General features: G+C 70.5%; 17 protein-coding genes and 3 pseudogenes. 7 read left to right on the top strand and 13 right to left on the bottom strand.

The features are described 5' to 3' along the window. Window positions 1-15: 15 nt before the first annotated feature. Window positions 16-360, bottom strand: coding sequence for a hypothetical protein (locus tag ABGB21_RS13755; protein WP_347652960.1), 345 nt, complete (start codon window positions 358-360; stop codon window positions 16-18). Window positions 361-624: 264 nt separating this feature from the next. Here ABGB21_RS13755 and ABGB21_RS13750 point away from each other — a divergent pair, with 264 nt between their 5' ends. From ABGB21_RS13750 to otsB, 3 genes are all read left to right on the top strand, one after another. Beyond that, entirely contained in the window at window positions 625-1,065 is a 441-nt protein-coding gene (locus ABGB21_RS13750) for a helix-turn-helix transcriptional regulator (RefSeq protein WP_347678051.1), read from the top strand. A 161-nt stretch (window positions 1,066-1,226) separates the two neighbouring features. Further along, window positions 1,227-1,598 carry a hypothetical protein gene (locus ABGB21_RS13745; protein ID WP_347678049.1) on the top strand — a complete coding sequence of 124 codons (372 nt, stop codon included), beginning with the start codon at window positions 1,227-1,229 and terminating at the stop codon, window positions 1,596-1,598. Between the two features lie 130 nt (window positions 1,599-1,728). Further along, the gene (otsB, locus tag ABGB21_RS13740) at window positions 1,729-2,553 is read left to right on the top strand and encodes a trehalose-phosphatase (protein ID WP_347678047.1); all 825 of its coding nucleotides are present in this window, start codon (window positions 1,729-1,731) and stop codon (window positions 2,551-2,553) included. Between the two features lie 193 nt (window positions 2,554-2,746). On the opposite strand, the gene ABGB21_RS13735 is transcribed toward otsB, so the two are convergent. The 4 genes from ABGB21_RS13735 to ABGB21_RS13720 form a co-directional block, all read right to left on the bottom strand. Beyond that, complete coding sequence (locus ABGB21_RS13735) at window positions 2,747-3,517, bottom strand: isoprenyl transferase (protein WP_347652964.1); 771 nt, start codon at window positions 3,515-3,517, stop codon at window positions 2,747-2,749. Window positions 3,518-3,534: 17 nt separating this feature from the next. Then, complete coding sequence (locus tag ABGB21_RS13730) at window positions 3,535-4,683, bottom strand: geranylgeranyl reductase family protein (protein ID WP_347678045.1); 1,149 nt, start codon at window positions 4,681-4,683, stop codon at window positions 3,535-3,537. Between the two features lie 11 nt (window positions 4,684-4,694). Further along, on the bottom strand, window positions 4,695-5,654 hold the full coding sequence (locus tag ABGB21_RS13725) for a hypothetical protein (RefSeq protein WP_347678043.1): 960 nt from the start codon (window positions 5,652-5,654) through the stop codon (window positions 4,695-4,697). A 101-nt stretch (window positions 5,655-5,755) separates the two neighbouring features. Next, window positions 5,756-7,606 carry a phosphoenolpyruvate carboxykinase (GTP) gene (locus ABGB21_RS13720; protein WP_347678041.1) on the bottom strand — a complete coding sequence of 617 codons (1,851 nt, stop codon included), beginning with the start codon at window positions 7,604-7,606 and terminating at the stop codon, window positions 5,756-5,758. A gap of 377 nt (window positions 7,607-7,983) precedes the next feature. Between ABGB21_RS13720 and ABGB21_RS13715 the strand changes: the two genes are divergently transcribed. Then, window positions 7,984-8,529: a GtrA family protein gene (locus ABGB21_RS13715; RefSeq protein ID WP_347652968.1), complete on the top strand. Its 546-nt coding sequence runs from the start codon at window positions 7,984-7,986 to the stop codon at window positions 8,527-8,529. Between the two features lie 62 nt (window positions 8,530-8,591). Beyond that, a pseudogene (locus ABGB21_RS13710) lies at window positions 8,592-9,137 on the top strand (GtrA family protein); the annotation flags it as partial. Between the two features lie 458 nt (window positions 9,138-9,595). On the opposite strand, the gene ABGB21_RS13705 reads toward ABGB21_RS13710, so the two are convergent. The 3 genes and pseudogenes from ABGB21_RS13705 to ABGB21_RS13695 form a co-directional block, all read right to left on the bottom strand. Beyond that, on the bottom strand, window positions 9,596-10,180 hold the full coding sequence (locus ABGB21_RS13705; RefSeq protein WP_347678039.1) for a PH domain-containing protein: 585 nt from the start codon (window positions 10,178-10,180) through the stop codon (window positions 9,596-9,598). 172 nt (window positions 10,181-10,352) lie between these two features. Further along, a pseudogene (locus ABGB21_RS13700) lies at window positions 10,353-10,796 on the bottom strand (biotin--[acetyl-CoA-carboxylase] ligase); the annotation flags it as partial. Between the two features lie 138 nt (window positions 10,797-10,934). Next, window positions 10,935-11,360: pseudogene (locus tag ABGB21_RS13695) on the bottom strand (biotin--[acetyl-CoA-carboxylase] ligase); the annotation flags it as partial. Between the two features lie 36 nt (window positions 11,361-11,396). Between ABGB21_RS13695 and ABGB21_RS13690 the strand changes: the two are divergent. Beyond that, window positions 11,397-12,992, top strand: a complete 1,596-nt coding sequence (locus ABGB21_RS13690; RefSeq protein WP_347678037.1) for an acyl-CoA carboxylase subunit beta — start codon at window positions 11,397-11,399, stop codon at window positions 12,990-12,992. 27 nt (window positions 12,993-13,019) lie between these two features. Here the strand turns inward: ABGB21_RS13690 and ABGB21_RS13685 are convergent, their stop codons facing one another. From ABGB21_RS13685 to ABGB21_RS13675, 3 genes are all read right to left on the bottom strand, one after another. Beyond that, window positions 13,020-14,018: a 2-dehydropantoate 2-reductase N-terminal domain-containing protein gene (locus ABGB21_RS13685; RefSeq protein ID WP_347678035.1), complete on the bottom strand. Its 999-nt coding sequence runs from the start codon at window positions 14,016-14,018 to the stop codon at window positions 13,020-13,022. Window positions 14,019-14,056: 38 nt separating this feature from the next. Then, window positions 14,057-14,797 (bottom strand): M50 family metallopeptidase, encoded by a 741-nt coding sequence (locus tag ABGB21_RS13680; RefSeq protein WP_347678033.1) that lies wholly within the window; start codon window positions 14,795-14,797, stop codon window positions 14,057-14,059. A gap of 186 nt (window positions 14,798-14,983) precedes the next feature. Then, window positions 14,984-15,232, bottom strand: a complete 249-nt coding sequence (locus tag ABGB21_RS13675) for a winged helix-turn-helix domain-containing protein (RefSeq protein ID WP_347652974.1) — start codon at window positions 15,230-15,232, stop codon at window positions 14,984-14,986. 204 nt (window positions 15,233-15,436) lie between these two features. On the opposite strand from ABGB21_RS13675, the gene ABGB21_RS13670 reads away from it, so the two are divergent. Then, the gene (locus tag ABGB21_RS13670; protein WP_347652975.1) at window positions 15,437-15,643 is read left to right on the top strand and encodes a hypothetical protein; all 207 of its coding nucleotides are present in this window, start codon (window positions 15,437-15,439) and stop codon (window positions 15,641-15,643) included. 101 nt (window positions 15,644-15,744) lie between these two features. Here ABGB21_RS13670 and ABGB21_RS13665 read toward each other — a convergent pair whose 3' ends face one another. After that, complete coding sequence (locus tag ABGB21_RS13665; protein ID WP_347652976.1) at window positions 15,745-16,008, bottom strand: hypothetical protein; 264 nt, start codon at window positions 16,006-16,008, stop codon at window positions 15,745-15,747. 59 nt (window positions 16,009-16,067) lie between these two features. Continuing rightward, entirely contained in the window at window positions 16,068-18,071 is a 2,004-nt protein-coding gene (locus ABGB21_RS13660) for a protein kinase (protein ID WP_347678031.1), read from the bottom strand. Between the last annotated feature and the right edge of the window lie 34 nt (window positions 18,072-18,105).

Genomic DNA, 18,105 nt, shown 5'->3' with positions numbered 1-18,105 from the left:
GGCCGGTCCGCTCCCTCATGTCCCCTCCGCGTCGAAGGAGGTCGGGTCGGAGACGAGCAGCCGGTCGAGATCGTCGGTGCTCACCTCCTCGATCAACTCGACGCTGATCCGGCAGCCGTCGAGCACGACCTCGGCAACCGAGGCCCGGCGAATCTCACCCCCGGCGTCGTACACCCGCACACTCAGCTCCGGACAGCCGAGATGGGCCCGCCACGAGTTCCACTCCGCCCGGTCACCCACGTTCAGGGAGAGATAACGGCAGCCGCGAGCGAGGTAGAGCCGCCAGGGCGCGCTGAGACCGGCGGCGACGCCGTCGGCGATCAGACCGAATGCCTGGGCCCGGGTTGCTAGTTCGGTCACCGGACTCCTCCTGTCACGAGGGTGTGACCCTCGCGAACACAGAATGTCTCAAGCACGAGACACACCGTAAATCGTCCCATACGCGTGACAGTATCAGCTCTTCGTCTGATTACCCCCACACCTACGTACACCTATTGTGGCCACGTGATACCCCTCGACACAAGCCGTGCTAGGACACCACGGGAACGTGAACCTTTGTCACGCACGCAGTACACCTCGGCCCCTGACCCCCCGAAACAGGGCGGCTGGCCGTACCGTCAACGGGTGCCGGACCGCAGTCAAGGACGGAAGATTGCCTTCGCCGCCTTCGTACGCAAGGCACTCGACGACGCCCGCGCCACCCGCGCCTGGACCGGCACCGAGGTCTCCCGCCGCACCGGCGTGTCCCGCCAGACCATCAACCGCTGGGTACGCGGCGAGTGGGCCAGCGACCCCGAGGCGAAGCGGGTCGTCGCGTTCTGCGAAGGCCTCGGACTGGACCCGGGGGTGGCCTTCGGGGTGCTCGGCTGGGACCGCAACGCCCCGGCGCGCCCCACCCCGACCGCCCCGCCGATGGATCCCGACGTCGAGGCACTGCTCCGTCGCCTGGTCGATCCGAACGTCTCCGACACGGAGAAGTTCCACATCCGGGAGACCATCCGTTATCTGGCCTATCGTCCCGCTTTGCCGACGGACGTCCGAAAAGCGGGCAAACGAGCTGGGTAGTTAGTCAAATGGCGCAACTTCGCGCATGGCACTCATCCAACCACCTCCGGTAGTCAAACGCAGGCGCTAACGTCCCTCTTCGTACTGCTTGGGCTCGTCGTCGGCGGGGGGACGGGACAAGGCCGAACCCAGCCCTGCGGGACAGAAGGAGGGGTCTAGCCATGACCCTGAAATGGATGGCAGTTGTCGTCGCGTCGGTGTCCCTGACCCTGTGTGTGACCACGAACGTCGTGGTCGGCGCCGTCCGTGACAGCAGCACCGCACCGTTCCTGGTGAACGCCCTGGCCCTGACCGTCGCCGGGACCGCGACCGTCCTGGCCGTCGTCGCGGATCTCCACGAACGGCTCAACGCGCGGGTCACCGCGCTCACCGAGTTCCTCGTCGCCCGGCTCAACGAGCTGGACCGCAACGCGGGCGACCACAACACGGGATTTGTCGAGGGATACCTGCTGAGCCGGGCCCAGGACCCGGCGGTGGTACCGATCGGACCCCGGCTACGCGGACGCCGGGCGATGATCAGCGGCGACGACTGAGCCGGCGGACGAGCGGTCGCCGCTGGACGACCGGCCGTCGCCATGGCACGCGGTTGCCGCCGCAACGCCGGAGTGAGAGGTTTTCGTTTCGACGTCTGCGGCGGCAACCTGTCGAGGTACGCTGACGCCCGTGCGGCCGATCAACACGGGGGGGCAGTCCCCGACCGGTTCCCTGACTGCTGAGCAGGCATGGCGGGCCACTGCCGACCGGCTCGAGGGCTGCGTCCTCTTCTTCGACTTCGACGGCACCCTGGCGCCGGTACGGGACGACCCGACCGCGGTGGAGCCGGCGCCGAAGGCCCTGGCGGCGATCAACGCCCTCACCTCGGTGGTACGGCGGGTGGCGATCGTCTCGGCCCGGCCGGTGGAGTTCCTCCGGGACCGGCTCGCCAGCGTCGAGGGGGTGGACATCTACGGGCTCTACGGCCTGGAGCACATGCTCGCCTCCGGTGAGACGGTGACCGAGGAAGCCGCCCTGCCTTGGGTGCCGACCATGGCCGAACTCTCCGACCGGGCCCGCGCGGAACTGCCGGACGGCACGCTTGTGGAATACAAGCGACTCTCGGTCGCCCTGCACTGGCGGACCGCGCCGCACCTCGCCGACGTCGTCGAGCGGTGGGGCCGGGAGCAGGCCGAACAGCTGGGCCTGCGGCTGCAGGTCGGGCGGATGGTGCTGGAGCTCAAGCCCCCGGTCGACCGCGACAAGGGGATGGTGATCGGCGAGGCGGTCCGCTCCGCCAGCTGCGCGTGGTACTTCGGCGACGACGTCTCGGACATCAAGGCGTTCGCCGCGCTGCGCGCCCGCGAGGCCGCCGACCCGGACTTCTTCGGCGTCTGCGTCGCCGTCGCCAACCCGGAGACCGGCGACGAGGTCTCCACCGCCGCCGACCTGACCATCGAGTCGCCGGAGGCGCTCGGCGACTTCCTCACCGAGGCCCTGCACCGGCTCACCTGACCGGCGCCGGCCGGTCGCGCGCCGCCGGCGCCCTGCCGGGCCGGCAACTGGCAGGCGCCGCCGGTGCCCTGCCGGGCCGGGCGACTGTGACGCGCTCCCGCTGCCCTGCCGGGCCGGCAACTGGCAGGCGCCGCCGGCGCCCTGCCGGGCCGGGCGACTGTGACGCGCTCCCGCTGCCCTGCCCGGGCGACTGTCACGCGCCGTAGCGGCGCTGCCGGTTGGCGTACGAGCGCAGGGCCCGGAGGAAGTCGACGCGCCGGAAGTCCGGCCAGTTCAACTCGCAGAAGTAGAACTCGGAGTGCGCCGACTGCCAGAGCAGGAAGCCGGAGAGCCGCTGCTCGCCACTGGTCCGGATGACCAGGTCAGGGTCGGGCTGTCCCTTGGTGTAGAGGTGCTCCGCGATGTGCTCCACGTCGAGGACCTCGGCGAGTTCCTCGATGGTGCCGCCGGCCGCCGCGTGCTCCCAGAGCAGCGAGCGGACCGCGTCGGCGATCTCCCGCCGGCCGCCGTACCCCACGGCGGCGTTGACCTGGGCGCCACCCACCCGGTCCCGGGTCCGTTCCTCGGCCGACTTGAGCGCCGCCGCGGTCTGCGCCGGCAGCAGGTCGAGCGCGCCGACCATCCGCAGCCGCCAGGGGTTTCCCTCCTCGGCCAACTCGACGACCAGATCCTCGATGATCTGGACCAGCGGGTCCAGCTCGCTGGCCGGCCGACGCAGGTTGTCCGTGGCGAGCAGATACAACGTGACGTGCCCGATACCGGCCTGGTCACACCAGCCCAGCACTTCCTTGATCTTGGCTGCGCCGACCCGGTGCCCGTCGTTCGGGTCGACGAAGCCCATCTCACGGGCCCACCGCCGGTTGCCGTCACACATCACCCCGACGTGCCTCGGTACGGGCTTACCGGCGAGCTTCGCCGTCAGACGTCGCTCGTACACCGAGTAGATAAGGTCGCGCAGACTCATCCTCTGCAGCGTACCGATCAGAACCGCCGAGGGAAGTGCCGGTTGACCCCGGCTGGGACGGCGGCGACCATCCTGGTCAATGTCCGCAGGTCCAAGCGCCCGTCACCGAGGCCCAGTTCGACCAGCGACCGGAAGACCTCGGCGTCCCGGTCGGCGGCCCGGACCACGGTGTCCACCACCGGCCGGCGCCGGGCCAGCCAGGCCACCGCCGAACTGTGCCGCAGGTGCCGGCCCAGCCGTCGACGCAGCGCGGCGGCGTACCGGTCCGCCGCGACGTGTGGCGAACCCGCGGCGGCCGCCCCGGCCAGCGAACCGGAGAGAACCGCGTAGAAGATCCCCTCGCCGGTGAACGGGTTGATCAGGGACAGAGCGTCACCCGCCAGGACGATCCGGCCCCGTCCCGGCACCGGACGGCGGGTCGACAACGGCAGGTGGTGAGCCCGGATCCCGGTCGCCGCGCCGGTGTCGATCTCGGGCAGCAGGGCGGCCAGCCGGTCCAACAGCTGGTCCCGGCGCAGCGGACGACCGGCGAGCACCTCGCCGTACCCGATGTTGGCCCGGCCGTCCCCGATCGGGAACACCCAGGCGTAGCCCGGCCAGTGCCGGGCCGAGGTGACGATCCGCTGCTCGACCGGCCCGGCGGCGGCCGGCGCGTAGCCCCGGATGGCCAACGCCAGGTGCCCGGCCGGGTTGACGCCGTGCCCGAGCGCCCGGCGGACCACCGAACCGGCGCCGTCGGCGCCGACCACCGCCCGGGCGGCCACCAGCCCGTCGAGCACCACCCGCTCGTCCCGGACCTCCACCCGCCGCACCGGATGCCGGCGCAGCTCCGCGCCGGCGGCCAGCGCCGCCGCCACCAGCCGGGCGTCGAAGACCTGGCGGGGCACCGTGTACGCGGGTCGGGGCAGCGGGCGCGCCACCTGACCGCCACCCGGCGCGACCAGCCGCAGCGCCGGCACCGGCCGATAGCCGGCCACCGCGTCCGGCACACCCAGTTCCGCGAGTACGTCCAGCGCGTGCGCCGCGATGCCGTCCCCGCACGCCTTGTCCCGGGGAAAGTCCGCCCGGTCCAGCAGCAGCACGCTCGCCCCGAGCCGGCGGGCGGCCAGCGCGGCGCTCGCCCCGGCCGGACCGGCCCCGACCACCGCCACGTCGACCGTCTCCACGCCCACTCACCTCATCCGGGACGCACGGTCACCGGCGGACCGGCCGGGTCCCGGGCGGCCCGCCCCGGATCCGGCACCGGCCCGGACCGGCCCGGTTGCGCGGCGGCCCGGGCGGCCCGGCGCAGCCCGTACAGCGTCATGGCCGCAGCGACTACCAGTGGCGTACCGTCCCGGACCAGGCCGTCCACCCCGAGCAGCAGCCAGCACATCGGCAGGTTCACCCCGAGCACGAGTACGGTGACCAGCATCAGCAGCACGCCCGCCCACCGCTTGCCGCGGAGCAGGAAGAAGCTGCTGAACAGCACCGCGTAGCTGACCGCGACGCCCACGACGAACCACAGCACCACGGTAGGCGCGGCGAGCAGCCGCCCGTCGAGGATCGTGCCGATTGCCACCAGAGCGGGCACCAGCGTCAACGGGCTGTACGTGAACGCCGCGACCCGGGCGGTGAGCAGCCAGCCGGTCACCGGTGGCCGGCGCGGGACCGCCTCCTGCCAGGAGACGCCCCGCCGGTCGATGACCAGCCGGTGGGGATGCCGGACGAGGTGGTCACGTATCGAGGGCGAGCGGTAGAGCAGCCAGACGACGGCGACGCAGAGCGCGGCGAGGATCGCGAACCCGAGCAGCCCCGGCAGTGGTGGCACCCCGGCCCGGGGCACGACCAGCCGGCCCACCGCGAAGATCGTGGTCACCGCGAGAATCAGCCCGAACGGGCGGGCACCGGCCCGTCCCCGCCGCACGTGCCGGATCAGGATGAGGAAACCGAGCGTCCGCAGCAGCGCCCAGCCGCTGCGGACGGCGAGCCCGAAGCCGCGCTCCGGGGCGTACCACCAGTTGAGCACGTCGACCACGACGGTGGCCGCGGCGGTCGCCACGAGCAGCCAGGTCAGGGCCCGGACGGCGGCCGGCCTCCGGTCCGGTCTGCCACCGGCGGACGGCCGCCGGCGCGGTTCTCCGGCCGCCGTCGTCATGCCGTCGGTACAGCCGTCGTCATGCCGTCGATGATGCCCGGCCCGGTCCACCCGTACACCAGGTGGACCGGGCCGTCAGAAGGGCGCCCTGCCCCACCCCGCTACCGGGCGGTGCGGGCGGCCTCCTCGTCGAGGCGGGCCCGCAGCGCGTCCAGTTCGGCCCAGAGCACGCCCGGCAGCTTCTCGCCGAACTTGTCGAACCACTCGGTGATCCGGGGCAACTCCTGGCGCCACTCCTCGACGTCGACCCGGGTGGCGATCCGCAGGTCCTCCGGGCTCATGTCGAGACCGTCGACGTCGAGCGCGCCCGGGGCGGGTACGAACCCGATCGGCGTCTCCACCGCCTCGGCCCGCCCCTCCAGCCGTTCGACGATCCACTTGAGCACCCGGGAGTTCTCCCCGAAGCCGGGCCAGATGAAGTCGCCGTCGGCGTTCTTCCGGAACCAGTTGACGTAGTAGATCTTCGGCAGCTTGGCCTCGTCGCCGTCGGTGCCCTTGCCCATCTCGATCCAGTGCCGGAAGTAGTCACCGGCGTGGTAGCCGATGAACGGCAGCATCGCCATCGGGTCCCGGCGGACCACGCCGACCTCGCCGGAGGCCGCCGCGGTGGTCTCCGAGGAGAGCGTCGCTCCCATGTAGACACCGTGCACCCAGTCCCGGGACTCGGTGATCAGCGGGATGGTGTCCTTACGGCGCCCACCGAACAGGATCGCGTCGATCGGTACGCCGTTCGGGTCGTTGAACTCGTCGGCGACGATCGGACACTGTAGGAGCGGGGTGCAGAACCGGCTGTTGGCGTGCGAGGAGAGTTCGTCGCTGTCCGGCGTCCAGTCCCGACCTTTCCAGTCGATGAGGTGGGCCGGCGGGTCACCCATTCCCTCCCACCAGATGTCGCCGTCGTCGGTCAGTCCCACGTTGGTGAAGAGGGAGTTGCCCCGGTCGATGGTCCGCATCGCGTTCGCGTTGGTCTTCCAGCCGGTTCCCGGGGCGACACCGAAGAGGCCGTACTCGGGGTTGACCGCGTAGAGCCGGCCGTCGGAACCGAACCGCATCCAGGCGATGTCGTCACCGATCGTCTCGACCTTCCAGCCGGGCAGCGTCGGCTCCAGCATCGCCAGGTTGGTCTTGCCGCAGGCGGACGGGAAGGCGCCGGCGACATAGTGCACCCGGCCCTCGGGCGAGGTGAGCTTCATGATGAGCATGTGCTCGGCGAGCCAGCCCTCGTCCCGGCCCATCACGCTCGCGATCCGCAGCGAGTAGCACTTCTTGCCGAGCAGCGAGTTGCCGCCGTACCCGGAGCCGAACGACCAGATCTCCCGGGTCTCCGGGAAGTGCGAGATGTACTTGGTGTCGTTGCACGGCCAGGCCACGTCCTGCTGCCCCGGCTCCAGCGGGGCACCGACCGAGTGCAGGCAGGGGACGAAGTCGGCGTTCTTTCCCATTCCTTCCAGCACCTTGGCGCCCATCCGGGTCATGATGTGCATGGAGGCGACGACGTACGCGCTGTCGGTGATCTCCACCCCGAACATGGGCTGTTCCGCCTCCAGCGGGCCCATGCAGAACGGAATGACGTACATCGTGCGTCCGCGCATCGAACCCCGGTAGAGGTCGGTCATGATGCGCTTCATCTCGGCCGGGGCCATCCAGTTGTTGGTGGGGCCGGCGTCGGCTTCGTCGACGGAGCAGATGAACGTACGGTCCTCGGCGCGGGCCACATCGGAGGGATCGGTACGTCCCCAGAAGGAGTTGGGCTTACGGTCCGGGTTGAGTCGTACCAGGGTGCCTGCCTCGACCAGTTCGTCGGTGAGTCGACGCCATTCCGCCTCCGAGCCGTCGGCCCAGACGACCTGGTCCGGACTGGTCAGTTCGGCCACCTCTTTGACCCAGGCGAGTAGTTTGGAGTGGCTGGTCGGAGCTTGATCGAGTCCCCGGATGGTAGCCGGAGCGGCCATGGCATATCTCCTTTGGTCGACGCTGACCGTTTACAGAGCTTGCGGTGCCGAACAGACCGGCGACGGTGCCGCCGGTGAAAGCCTGGGATTTCCGTCAGCGTAAACCGAGCGGCCGTTCAGGGCAGCGAGACTGGTTGTGAAGAACTGCACAGGATCCGGCGCCCGTGCGATAAGGCGCCTCTTTCCCCGCCGCCGCGCGCAGTTTCACGCAAATCTTCCCGGCGATGACATCGCGTCACTGGCTCCTCACCCGTTGCCGGAGGGACACACCTCGACGCTCAGGTCACACGCACCCCGACCGTCCGGTCGCGACGGCGGCGCCCGCGAGTCGCCGCTTGCGGGACGTGGGCATCGTCGGGAACCGGTACGCTCGACCCGTGTCCCCGACCGCGACCGGCGAACCCCCGTCATCCCCGGGCACCCGTCGCGGCCTCCTCCAGCAGCTCTGGCATCGGTTCGGACACCTCGTCCACGAGTTGGGCAAGTTCGGCACGGTGGGCGCGATCGCCTTCGCGGTCGACTTCGCCCTGTTCAACTACGCCAAGGCGAGTCTCGACTGGGAGACCCTGACCGCGAAGACGTTCTCCACCGTCATCGCGGCGACCCTGGCGTTCGTCGGTAACAGGTTCTGGACCTGGCGACACCGGGAACGCTCGGGCATGGCCCGCGAGTACTCGCTCTACTTCTTCTTCAACGCGGTCGGTCTCGGCATCGGGCTGGTCTGCCTGGCGGTCAGCCACTACGGGCTGGGCAGCATCTGGCCGGGGGTCTTCAAGTCCCTGGTCGCCGACAACATCGCGGGCAACTTCGTCGGTGCCGCGTTGGGCACCTTCTTCCGGTTCTGGTCCTACCGGCGGTTCGTCTTCGTCGGTCCGGCGGCGTCCGACGCTCCCGAGGTGCTCAAGGGTCACCCGGGGCCGTGACCAGCAGCCCATCCGCGTACGGTCGGTGCGCCCGGCCCGTCCTACTGGCCTAAGGTGTGCGAATGCGTTTCGTCCGACTATTGCCTGAACGCTGGCAGAAATTCCTCCATGAGGCGCTGAAGTTCGGCGCCGTGGGAGGTGTGAACGCCGTCATCAACTACGCGGTGTTCAACGCGCTGGCGCTCACCGTGTTCGCCGATGGGCAATTGAAGGCGAACGTCGTGGCCACGATCGTCGCCACCTGCACGTCGTACCTGATGAACCGGCACTGGACCTACCGGGACCGGCCCAAGTCGGCGGTGCACCGGGAAACCGCGCTGTTCTTCCTGTTCAACGCGACCGGCCTGGCCATCGAACTGGGCGTGTTGGCGCTGGCCAAGTACGGCTTCGGCCTCAGCGGGCTGCTCGCCCTGAACATCGCGAAGACGGTCGGGGTGGGACTGGCCACCATCTTCCGGTTCTGGTCGTACCGCACCTTCGTGTTCCGGAAGCCGCCCAGCAGTCCGGACAAGGTCGACCGGACGGGGGCGAAGCCGACGTACGGTCCCGAAGGTGACGTCCTCGCCGAACTGGACCCCGTGGCCGAGCTTGCCGAGGCGACCGCCGAGTTCTCCGACGAGCGTCCGGCACGGCCCGACGGCGAACGTGCGGTGCAGCCCCACGGCGAACGTGCGGCACAGCCGGACGATGCGCGTGCGGCACGGCCGGACGGCGAGCGGCAGACCGGTCGCAGCGGCGTCGACGCTCGGCGGAGCGCCCCGCTCGAGGGTGCCGCCACCCCGTTGGACGGTGCCACGCCCCCGTTCGGCAACAACACGGTTCCGGCGCCGAACGGGGCGAAGCGGCCGGCCCAACGCCGGGTCCCACCGCTGCCGGCCGATCTCGCCGAGACCCTCGACGTGGAACTGGACAAACAACTCGTCGCGGAGTTGAAGGCCACAAGACTGGACACCGCGGCCCGTCGACGCCTCCGCTGAGACACCTGTGCCCCCTGGGGCACAGCACCTACGCGGAGAACACCACCGCGCCGGCCCGGGATCCGGACCGGCGCGGAACCGTTCGAGACCTACTTGGCCGGCTTGGCCTGCTCCTCGCGCAGCGGCTTGCCATCGGCCATGTCGGCGAGGATCTCCCGCATCTCGCCGTCGCCCAGTGAGTGCTTGTCGTGGTTCGCCTCGACCAGCTCGTACAGGGTGGTCTGGATCTTCTCCACACCGGGGATGTCCGCCAGGACGGACTGCCCACGCTCGCCGGCCGACTCGATGGTCAGCGTGCCGCAGCCGAGCATCCGCTCGAGGAACCGCTGGTTCATGGAGTGGTCGTTGATCCGGCTCAACGGGATGTCCCGCCGGTCACGGTTGAAAACGCCCTTCTGCAGCAGAACCCGCTCGTTGGTGAACAGGTAGTGCGTGGTCCGCCACACCAGGAACGGCCACAGGCTGAACAGAACCACCGCCACCAGCGCGGCGGCTGCGATCACCCAGCCGGCGATCGCGCCCGCCCCGCCCGACGGCAGGAGGACGAACCCGACCACGACCGCGGCAACGGCCAGGACCAGCACCAGGACCGGCCGGATCAACGCCTTCCAGTGTGGGTGCAGGTGCGCCACGACATGCTCGTCCGAAGTGAGCACGTCCTCAGGGAATGCCACCCCAACCTCCTCGTCCATACACGAATGTCCGCCGGTGACCGTAGCGGTTGTCCGCCACCGACACGCCATCCGGTACCGACTCTTTACCGCGCTGTCCCCCTGGCGACATCCGCCCGGCCCGGGGCGGGTCGGCGCACCGATCCCGGCGGCCCAGGGTGCGGGAGAGACGGGTTCAGCGGAGGTGCAGGACGTCGCCGGCGGCGACCCGCCGCTCGCCGCTCGCGGTGTCGAGGACCAGCTGACCGTCGGAGTCGATCGTCCTGGCCGTGCCGACCAGGTCGTCACCGTCCGGCAGCAGGACCCGTACCTCCCGGTCGAGAGTGGCACAGTGCCGCAGGTACGCCTCGCGTAGTCCGCACTCCTCCGCGTCACCGGCGGCGGCCCGCCAGCGGCCGTACCAGCGTTCGACGGCGCGCAGCAGGGCCCGCAGCAGCGGGTCCCGGTCGGTGGCGACGGCACCGGCCAGTTGCAGCGAGGTCGCCGGCAGGCCGGTGGTGACCGGCAGTTCGTCGGCCCGCAGGGTCACGTTCAGCCCGATGCCGAGCACGACCGCCGGCGGTTCCCCGGTCGTGGTCGCCACCCCCTCCACCAGGATCCCGGCGCACTTCGCCTCACCGCCCGCCGAAGCCGCAGTGCTGGCCTCGGCCGCACCGCCCGCCGAGGCCGTCCCGCCATCGCCCGACGCCCCGGTATCAGCCGCCGTCCCGCCATCACCCGACGCCCCGGTACCGGCCACCGCCCCGGTTCCGGGCCAGACGAGCAGGTCGTTGGGCCACTTCAGCGCGGAGTCCAGCTCGGCGAGCCGATCCACCGCCTCGACCAGCGCGACACCGGCCAGCAGCGGCAACCAGCCGTACCGGGCCGGCGGCACGACCGACCAGCCCCGGTCCGGCGCGGTCACGCCCGGCCGGAGCAGCACGCTCACCGCGATCCCGGCCCGGGCCGGCGACTCCCAGGAGCGTCCGCGCCGGCCACGGCCGGCGGTCTGCCGCTCGGCGACCACCACCAGCCCCTCCGGCTCGCCGGACCGGGCCGCCTCCGCCACGTCGGCGTTGGTCGAACCGGTCTCGGCCCGCAGCTCCAGGCGGCTCCAGAGGCCATCGGGGACGATCAGGGCCCGCTGCAGCCGTCGCGCGTCGAGCGGCGGACGGTCCAGGTCGGTGTACGGCGATCCCGGCATCAGGCCAGCGTACGGGGCGTCGTTACGATCGCGGACGTGACTGCGCAGCGGACCTCCACCGAACCCGACCTTCACAGCACCGCCGGACGGATCGCCGACCTGGACCGCCGGGTCGACGAGGCGGTGCACGCGGGATCGGCCCGAGCGGTGGAGAAGCAGCACGCCCGAGGCAAGAAAACCGCCCGGGAACGGATCGACATGCTGCTCGACGAGGGCTCCTTCGTCGAACTCGACGAACTGGCCCGGCATCGGTCGACCAACTTCGGGCTGGAAAAGACCCGCCCGTACGGCGACGGGGTGGTGACCGGATACGGCACGGTCGACGGGCGCAAGGTCTGTGTCTTCGCCCAGGACTTCACCGTCTTCGGCGGCTCCCTCGGCGAGGTCTTCGGCGAGAAGATCGTCAAGGTGATGGACCTGGCGATGAAGATCGGCTGCCCGGTGATCGGCATCAACGACTCCGGTGGTGCCCGGATCCAGGAGGGTGTGGTCAGCCTCGGCCTCTACGGCGAGATCTTCTTCCGTAACGTCCGCGCCTCCGGCGTCATCCCGCAGATCTCGCTGGTGATGGGCCCGTGCGCGGGTGGCGCGGTCTACTCCCCGGCGGTGACCGACTTCACCGTGATGGTCGACCAGACCTCGCACATGTTCATCACCGGCCCGGACGTGATCAAGACGGTGACCGGTGAGGACGTCGGGATGGAAGAGCTCGGCGGGGCGCGTACCCACAACACCCGCAGCGGCAACGCCCACTACCTCGCCGCCGACGAGGACGACGCGATCGAGTACGTCCGGGCGCTGCTGTCGTACCTGCCGTCGAACAACCTCGACGAGCCGGTCGTCGTCGACGACACCATCGCCGACCTCGACCTCACCGACGCCGACCGGGAACTGGACACCCTGATCCCCGACTCGGCGAACCAGCCGTACGACATCCACCAGGTGATCGAGCACGTCCTCGACGACGGCGAGTTCCTGGAGATCCAGCCGCTGTACGCGCAGAACATCGTGGTCGGCTTCGGCCGGGTCGAGGGCCGTCCGGTCGGGGTGGTGGCGAACCAGCCGATGCACTTCGCCGGCTGCCTGGACATCAACGCCTCGGAGAAGGCCGCCCGCTTCGTCCGCACCTGCGACGCGTTCAACATCCCGGTGTTGACCTTTGTGGACGTACCCGGGTTCCTGCCCGGCACCGGGCAGGAGTGGGAGGGGATCATCCGGCGCGGCGCGAAGCTCATCTACGCGTACGCCGAGGCGACCGTACCGAAGGTCACGGTGATCACCCGCAAGGCGTACGGCGGCGCGTACGACGTGATGGGCTCCAAGCACCTCGGCGCCGACCTCAACTTCGCCTGGCCGACCGCGCAGATCGCGGTGATGGGGGCGCAGGGCGCGGTGAACATCCTCTACCGGGGTGAACTCGCCGCCGCCGAGGACCCGGCCGCACTGCGGGCCGAGAAGATCACCGAGTACGAGGACACCCTCGCCAACCCGTACGTCGCCGCCGAGCGTGGCTACGTCGACGCGGTGATCCGCCCGGCGGAGACCCGGGGGCAGATCGTCCGGGCGCTGCGGATGCTGCGTACCAAGCGGGAGACGCTGCCGCCGAAGAAGCACGGCAACATCCCGCTCTGAGCAGTTTCCGGCGGCCGCGTGCCGGTCTCAGTCGAAGAGGTGCGCCTGCGGGAAGGTGCCGGCCGGGATCCGCTCCCGTACCGCCCGGCGCATCGCCCGCTGGATCGCCGCGTTCACCGGCGTCGGTACGCCGTACCGCCGGCCGAGCAGCACGATCTCGCCGTTGAGGTGGTCGGTCTCGACCGAGCCGGTCTGCCGGGCCAGGCTCTGCCAGGTGGAACTGCCCTGCCGGTCGGTCCCGCCGACCGGGACGGACCGGATCCGGTCACCGCGCTCGGCCGCCTCCTCGGCCACCGACGTGTAGCCGATGCCGGCCTTGTCCAGCACCGTCTCGCCCTCGGCCCGGACCGCCTCGTACAGCTCGTCGGTCGAGCCGGTACGGGAGTCCCGGCCGAACAGCGCCTCGACCGCGTTGCCGAGGTTGCGGAGCAGTTTGCCGTACTTCCAGCGCATCACGTCGTCCCGGACCGGGGCGAGAAAACCGCCGGCCGCCAGGTCGGCGGCGATCCTGCGGCTGGTCTCGTCCGAGCCGTCCGGGTACGCCCCGACGTGCAGCATCCCGGAGTACGGATGTCCACTCGCCACCACCCGCCCCGGCTCCAGGTACGTCGCCGGCAGCCAGACGCAGACCGGATGGACCCGGTCGAAGAGCCGGGCGGCGGCGGTCTCGTTCGCCACGCCGTTCTGGGCGGTGAGCAGCGGAAGCCGCTCGGACGCGGTGCCGCCGCCGACCACCGGCAGGTCCGCCCAGCCGCGCAGCGCGGTTTCGGTGTCCTGCGACTTCACCGTCAGGACCAGCACGGTGTCCGGGGTCAGCGTCGGCACCTCTCCGCCGGTGGTCGGGTCGGCGTAGCCGGGCAGCCGGGCGGTGTGCTCGCCGTCGGGGGTGACCAGGGTCAGGCCACGCTCCCGGATCGCCGTCAACTGGGCGCCCCGGGCGACCAGCGCCACGTCCAGGCCGGCCTGGCTGAGTCGTACCCCGATGGTGCCGCCGACCGCACCCGCCCCGATGATCACGTACCGCATCCGTCTCCCCCGTCTGCTGGAACGTCTTATCCCGCCGGTCAGCCCGGCAGGCTGACCCCGTCCAGGTGTGGCCCGGCGAGCAGGGCCGCCCCGGCCAGCAGCACGATCAGGTTGACCACGCCGAAGAACCCGACCCAGACCAGCCCGGGTACTCCGGTCAGCCAGGCGAGCTGGTCGGCATCCGACTGCGACAACTGTCCACGGCGGCGCTGCGTCTGCATCTCGCCCACCGGCCGTACGCCCCCGAGCAGCAGGAACCATACCCCGGTGTACGCGAACGCGGCCTGCACCTGCGGCGACGTCTTCCAGGAGACCCCGAGTACCACCGCCGTGGTGACCACGATCGAGATGATGCCGTAGACGTTGCGGATCATCACCAGCATGGCGAGCAGCAGCGCGACCGCCACCCAGAGCAGCAGGGTGATCCGGTTGCCGCCGAGCAGCCAGGCACCGCCCAGCCCGATCAACGACGGTGCGAGGTAGCCGGCGAGCAGGGTGAGCACCATGCCGGGTCCGGTCGGTTTACCGGACGAGACGGTCAGCCCGGAGGTGTCCGAGTGCAGCCGGATGCCCTGCAGTCGCCGGCCGGTGAGCAGCGCGAGCAGTGCGTGCCCGCCCTCGTGCGCGATCGTGATCGCGTTACGTCCGATCCGCCACGGCACCCGGGTCAGCACCACGGCGAGCGCCACCAGCCCGGTGACCAGCACCAGCATCGCCGGCGGGTCCGGTTGCGCACCGAACAACCTGTCCCACAGCTCCGACAGCCCGTCGCTCGACATCCGAGCGAGCCTACTGCATGTTGGAAAGGCCCTCGGTTAGCGCTTCTTACGGGCGACCGGCTCGGTGACCGGGCACGTCAGGTCCACGTCGGAGCCATCGGTCGCCTCGCGGACGACCTTGTTCGCGGACCGGTCAGATGGTCCGGCGCCCGGCTCGGACGTCGTCCAGCGACCATCGGCGCCGCGTCATTCCCGCCCTTCGGCGACAAACACCCCGAGGCCAGGATGTCCTTCGACCAAGCCCTTCGCCTTGAGCCAGTTGATCGCACCGCGTACGACCGTCACCGAGACGCCGTACTGCTCGCGCAACTCCGCCGTACTCGGCAGTTGGTCGCCCGGCGCCAGCTTCCCTGATTCGATCTGACCGGTGAGGTCGTTGATGATCTTTTGTGTCTTTGAGGTAGGCAAGAGGCACTCCCTGGTCCGCACCGACATTTGATCACGGCGAACCGAAGTGCCACAAGCATCAGGATGCACCAAGATGCACATGCTCTTGCCTTGCTCTACCTTATGCATTAGCTTGCTTAAAGCTGATTCCCCTGGTCCGCAACTGGTGGAGTCGGTTCCCTCGCGCGGCGGCTCGCCTCCCCCGGCAAGCGGCGGGCCGCCGCGCGTCCGCCTATCCACCGGAGGTCGTCCGTGGAACGCGATCAGGCCATGGCACTCGTCGAACGACACCGACCCGCACCGCTCTGGCGACTACTCGGACTGTGGCGATGTGCCGGCTGCCGGCGCCGCTGGCCCTGCCTCCGCTACCGGGACGCCCGCAGCGCCCTGCTCTGTCATGACCGGCACGACGTGGCGGCGGTGGCCCGACGGCTCAACACCCGTTGGCCGACGCCGTGACCGGGCTCCCTACCGCAAACGACGGCAGCGGGACCAGTTGTCACCGTACGGTCGACATCTGATCCCGCTGCCGCCCACGCCTGCTGTTCGAACGGCTCTGATCAGCGGAGTCGGCGGTGCATCGCACCGGTGCTCGACCGGCTCGACACCACACCCGTCGCCCGGGCGGGCACCAGGTTCCGACTCGGCCCACCGCGGCGCAGTACCAGCCATCCGCCCACGGCACCGGCGGCCACGCTCACCACACCCACGAGCGCGATCAGCGCGACCACGCCGACACTCGCCACCAGCAGCACCAGGTCACCGATCGCGACCAGCATCCAGAGCGCGATGCTCGGCTTGTTCGCACGACATCGGGAACGCATCAGCTGTACTCCTTCCGTCGAGATCACCACTACCCCGACGGAAGGAGGGTCATGCCTGTCTAGTCTGCCCGTACGGGCTTGAAGCCGTCCGCGATGATGTCGAAGTTCTTGAGGTTCTCGTCCCAGTCGTCGGCCGGGACGTCCCAGCGGATCGCATACCCCTTGTCCTTGGCCGTGACAAAACCCCGGTTGCGGACATGCAACCGGACCCCGTCGTCGTCGAACAGCCACTCCCAGTCGGCCGCCCGCAGCCAGTAGTCCACGCTCCTGATGGTCACCCGCTTGTAGTTGCGGTAGTTGCCCTTGCGGGCTTGCTCCTGGCGCCGCCAGTCCGCCTCCGCGTCCGCCAGCGGACTGTTGGTCTGGTCGATGAGCAGCATCCGCGCGCCCTTCGGATCATCGAAGTAGACCCGGACCTGGTCGGCCGCCCGCCCGTACTTCTCCCGCCGCATCGTCCAGCCCTCCGGCACGGGGACGGAGAAGCCGGTCGAATCCTTGTGCAGGCGCCAGCCGGCCGGCAGCTGCTGTCCGTTGCCGCCGGGCTGGTCGCTCGGGGTGGTGGACGGTTGGGCGGGAGGTCCGCTCGTCGGGGCCGGAGGCTGCGCCGCGCTACCCGTCGGAGCCGGCGGATTCGCCGCCTGGCTGGTGGGGTTCGTGACCGGGCCGGTTCCGTCGCCCTTCCCACCGCCGGAGCCGCCCCTGACCAGCGGCACGATCACCGCGATCGCCAGCAGCACCAGAACAACCAGGGCGCCGACCAGCCACACCTTCCGGTTTTCACCGCCAAGCGCGGCAAGCGGACCACGACCGGCAGGCTTCTCGTCGTACGCCACCGGAGCACCGGTCGGGATCGGCGCGCGACCGGACGACGGTGCGGGCGTGGTGACCAGCTCGGTCGGCGCCGGGTCGGCGGTCTTCCCGGTCACTCCCCCTGCGGGTACGACAACCGTCGGCTCCGCCGGCGGCCGGGTCTCCTCGGCGTCGGGCGTCGAATCGGCCGACGTCGGCTCCCCAGCGTTGCTGTCGTCCACCGAGAACTTGGCGGTCTCCGCATCCGCCGGAATGACCGGCACCGAGGGCGGCGACACGTCCGGCGGGGGCGTGGCAGCCGCAGCCGGCTCCTCCTCCGCCGGCCGGGGCGCCGGCACCACCGGCACGATCGGGGTACGCGGCACCCGCGGCTCCCGTGCGCCGTTCGGACCCGGCCGTCGTACACCATCAAGCAGTGACACTCCGGGACGACCACGCCGGGCCGCGCGACGCAGCAGCCGCTCAGCCGTGTCCGCGTCGATCCGCAACGCCGGGTCCTTCTGCAGCAGCCCCGCCAACACCGTCTTCAGCGACCCGGCCCGGCGGGACACCGGCGGTGGCTCGGTGGCCAGCGCGGCCAACGTCGCGATCGCGGACGGCCGGGCGAACGGCGACTGCCCCTCCAACGCCGCATAGAGCGTCGCGCCCAGCGACCACAGATCGGCCTCCGGCCCGAACGTGCCATCCTTCGCCCGCTCCGGAGCGATGTACGCCGGCGACCCCAGCACCAGACCGGTACGGGTCACGTTCGGGTCACCCGGCACGGTCGCCAGGCCGAAGTCGGTCAGCACCACCCGCCCGTCGTCACCGAGCAGCACGTTGCCCGGTTTCACGTCCCGGTGCATGACACCGGCCCGGTGCGCGGCCTTCAACGCACCCAGCACACCCAACCCGATGTCGGTGGCCCGGGCCGGCGAAACCGGTCCGTCGGAGGCGAGGACGTCCTGCAGCGAACGCGACGGGATGTACTCCATCACGATCCACGGATCACCATCGGTACGCAGCACGTCGAAAACGCGGACCACGTTCGCATGGTTGAGCCGGGCGATCGCCCGCGCCTCGCGCAGCGAACGCTCTCGCATCTCGCGGCGCTCGTCCTCGGTCAGACCGGGCGGCGGGACCAACTCCTTGATCGCGACGTCGCGATGCAGCACCTCGTCGCGCGCCTTCCAGACACGACCCATGCCGCCCTGGCCAAGCGGCTCGACAAGCCGGTAACGGTCAGCAATGAGTTGCGGGGGCGCACTGGACACCTATGGACGGTACCCAACGCCACATCCGGTCACA

Origin of the sequence: Plantactinospora sp. B24E8 (assembly GCF_039871735.1) — a bacterium.
In the GTDB taxonomy this organism is placed as follows: Bacteria; Actinomycetota; Actinomycetes; order Mycobacteriales; family Micromonosporaceae; genus Plantactinospora.
This window is presented reverse-complemented; position numbering and strand designations above follow the sequence as displayed.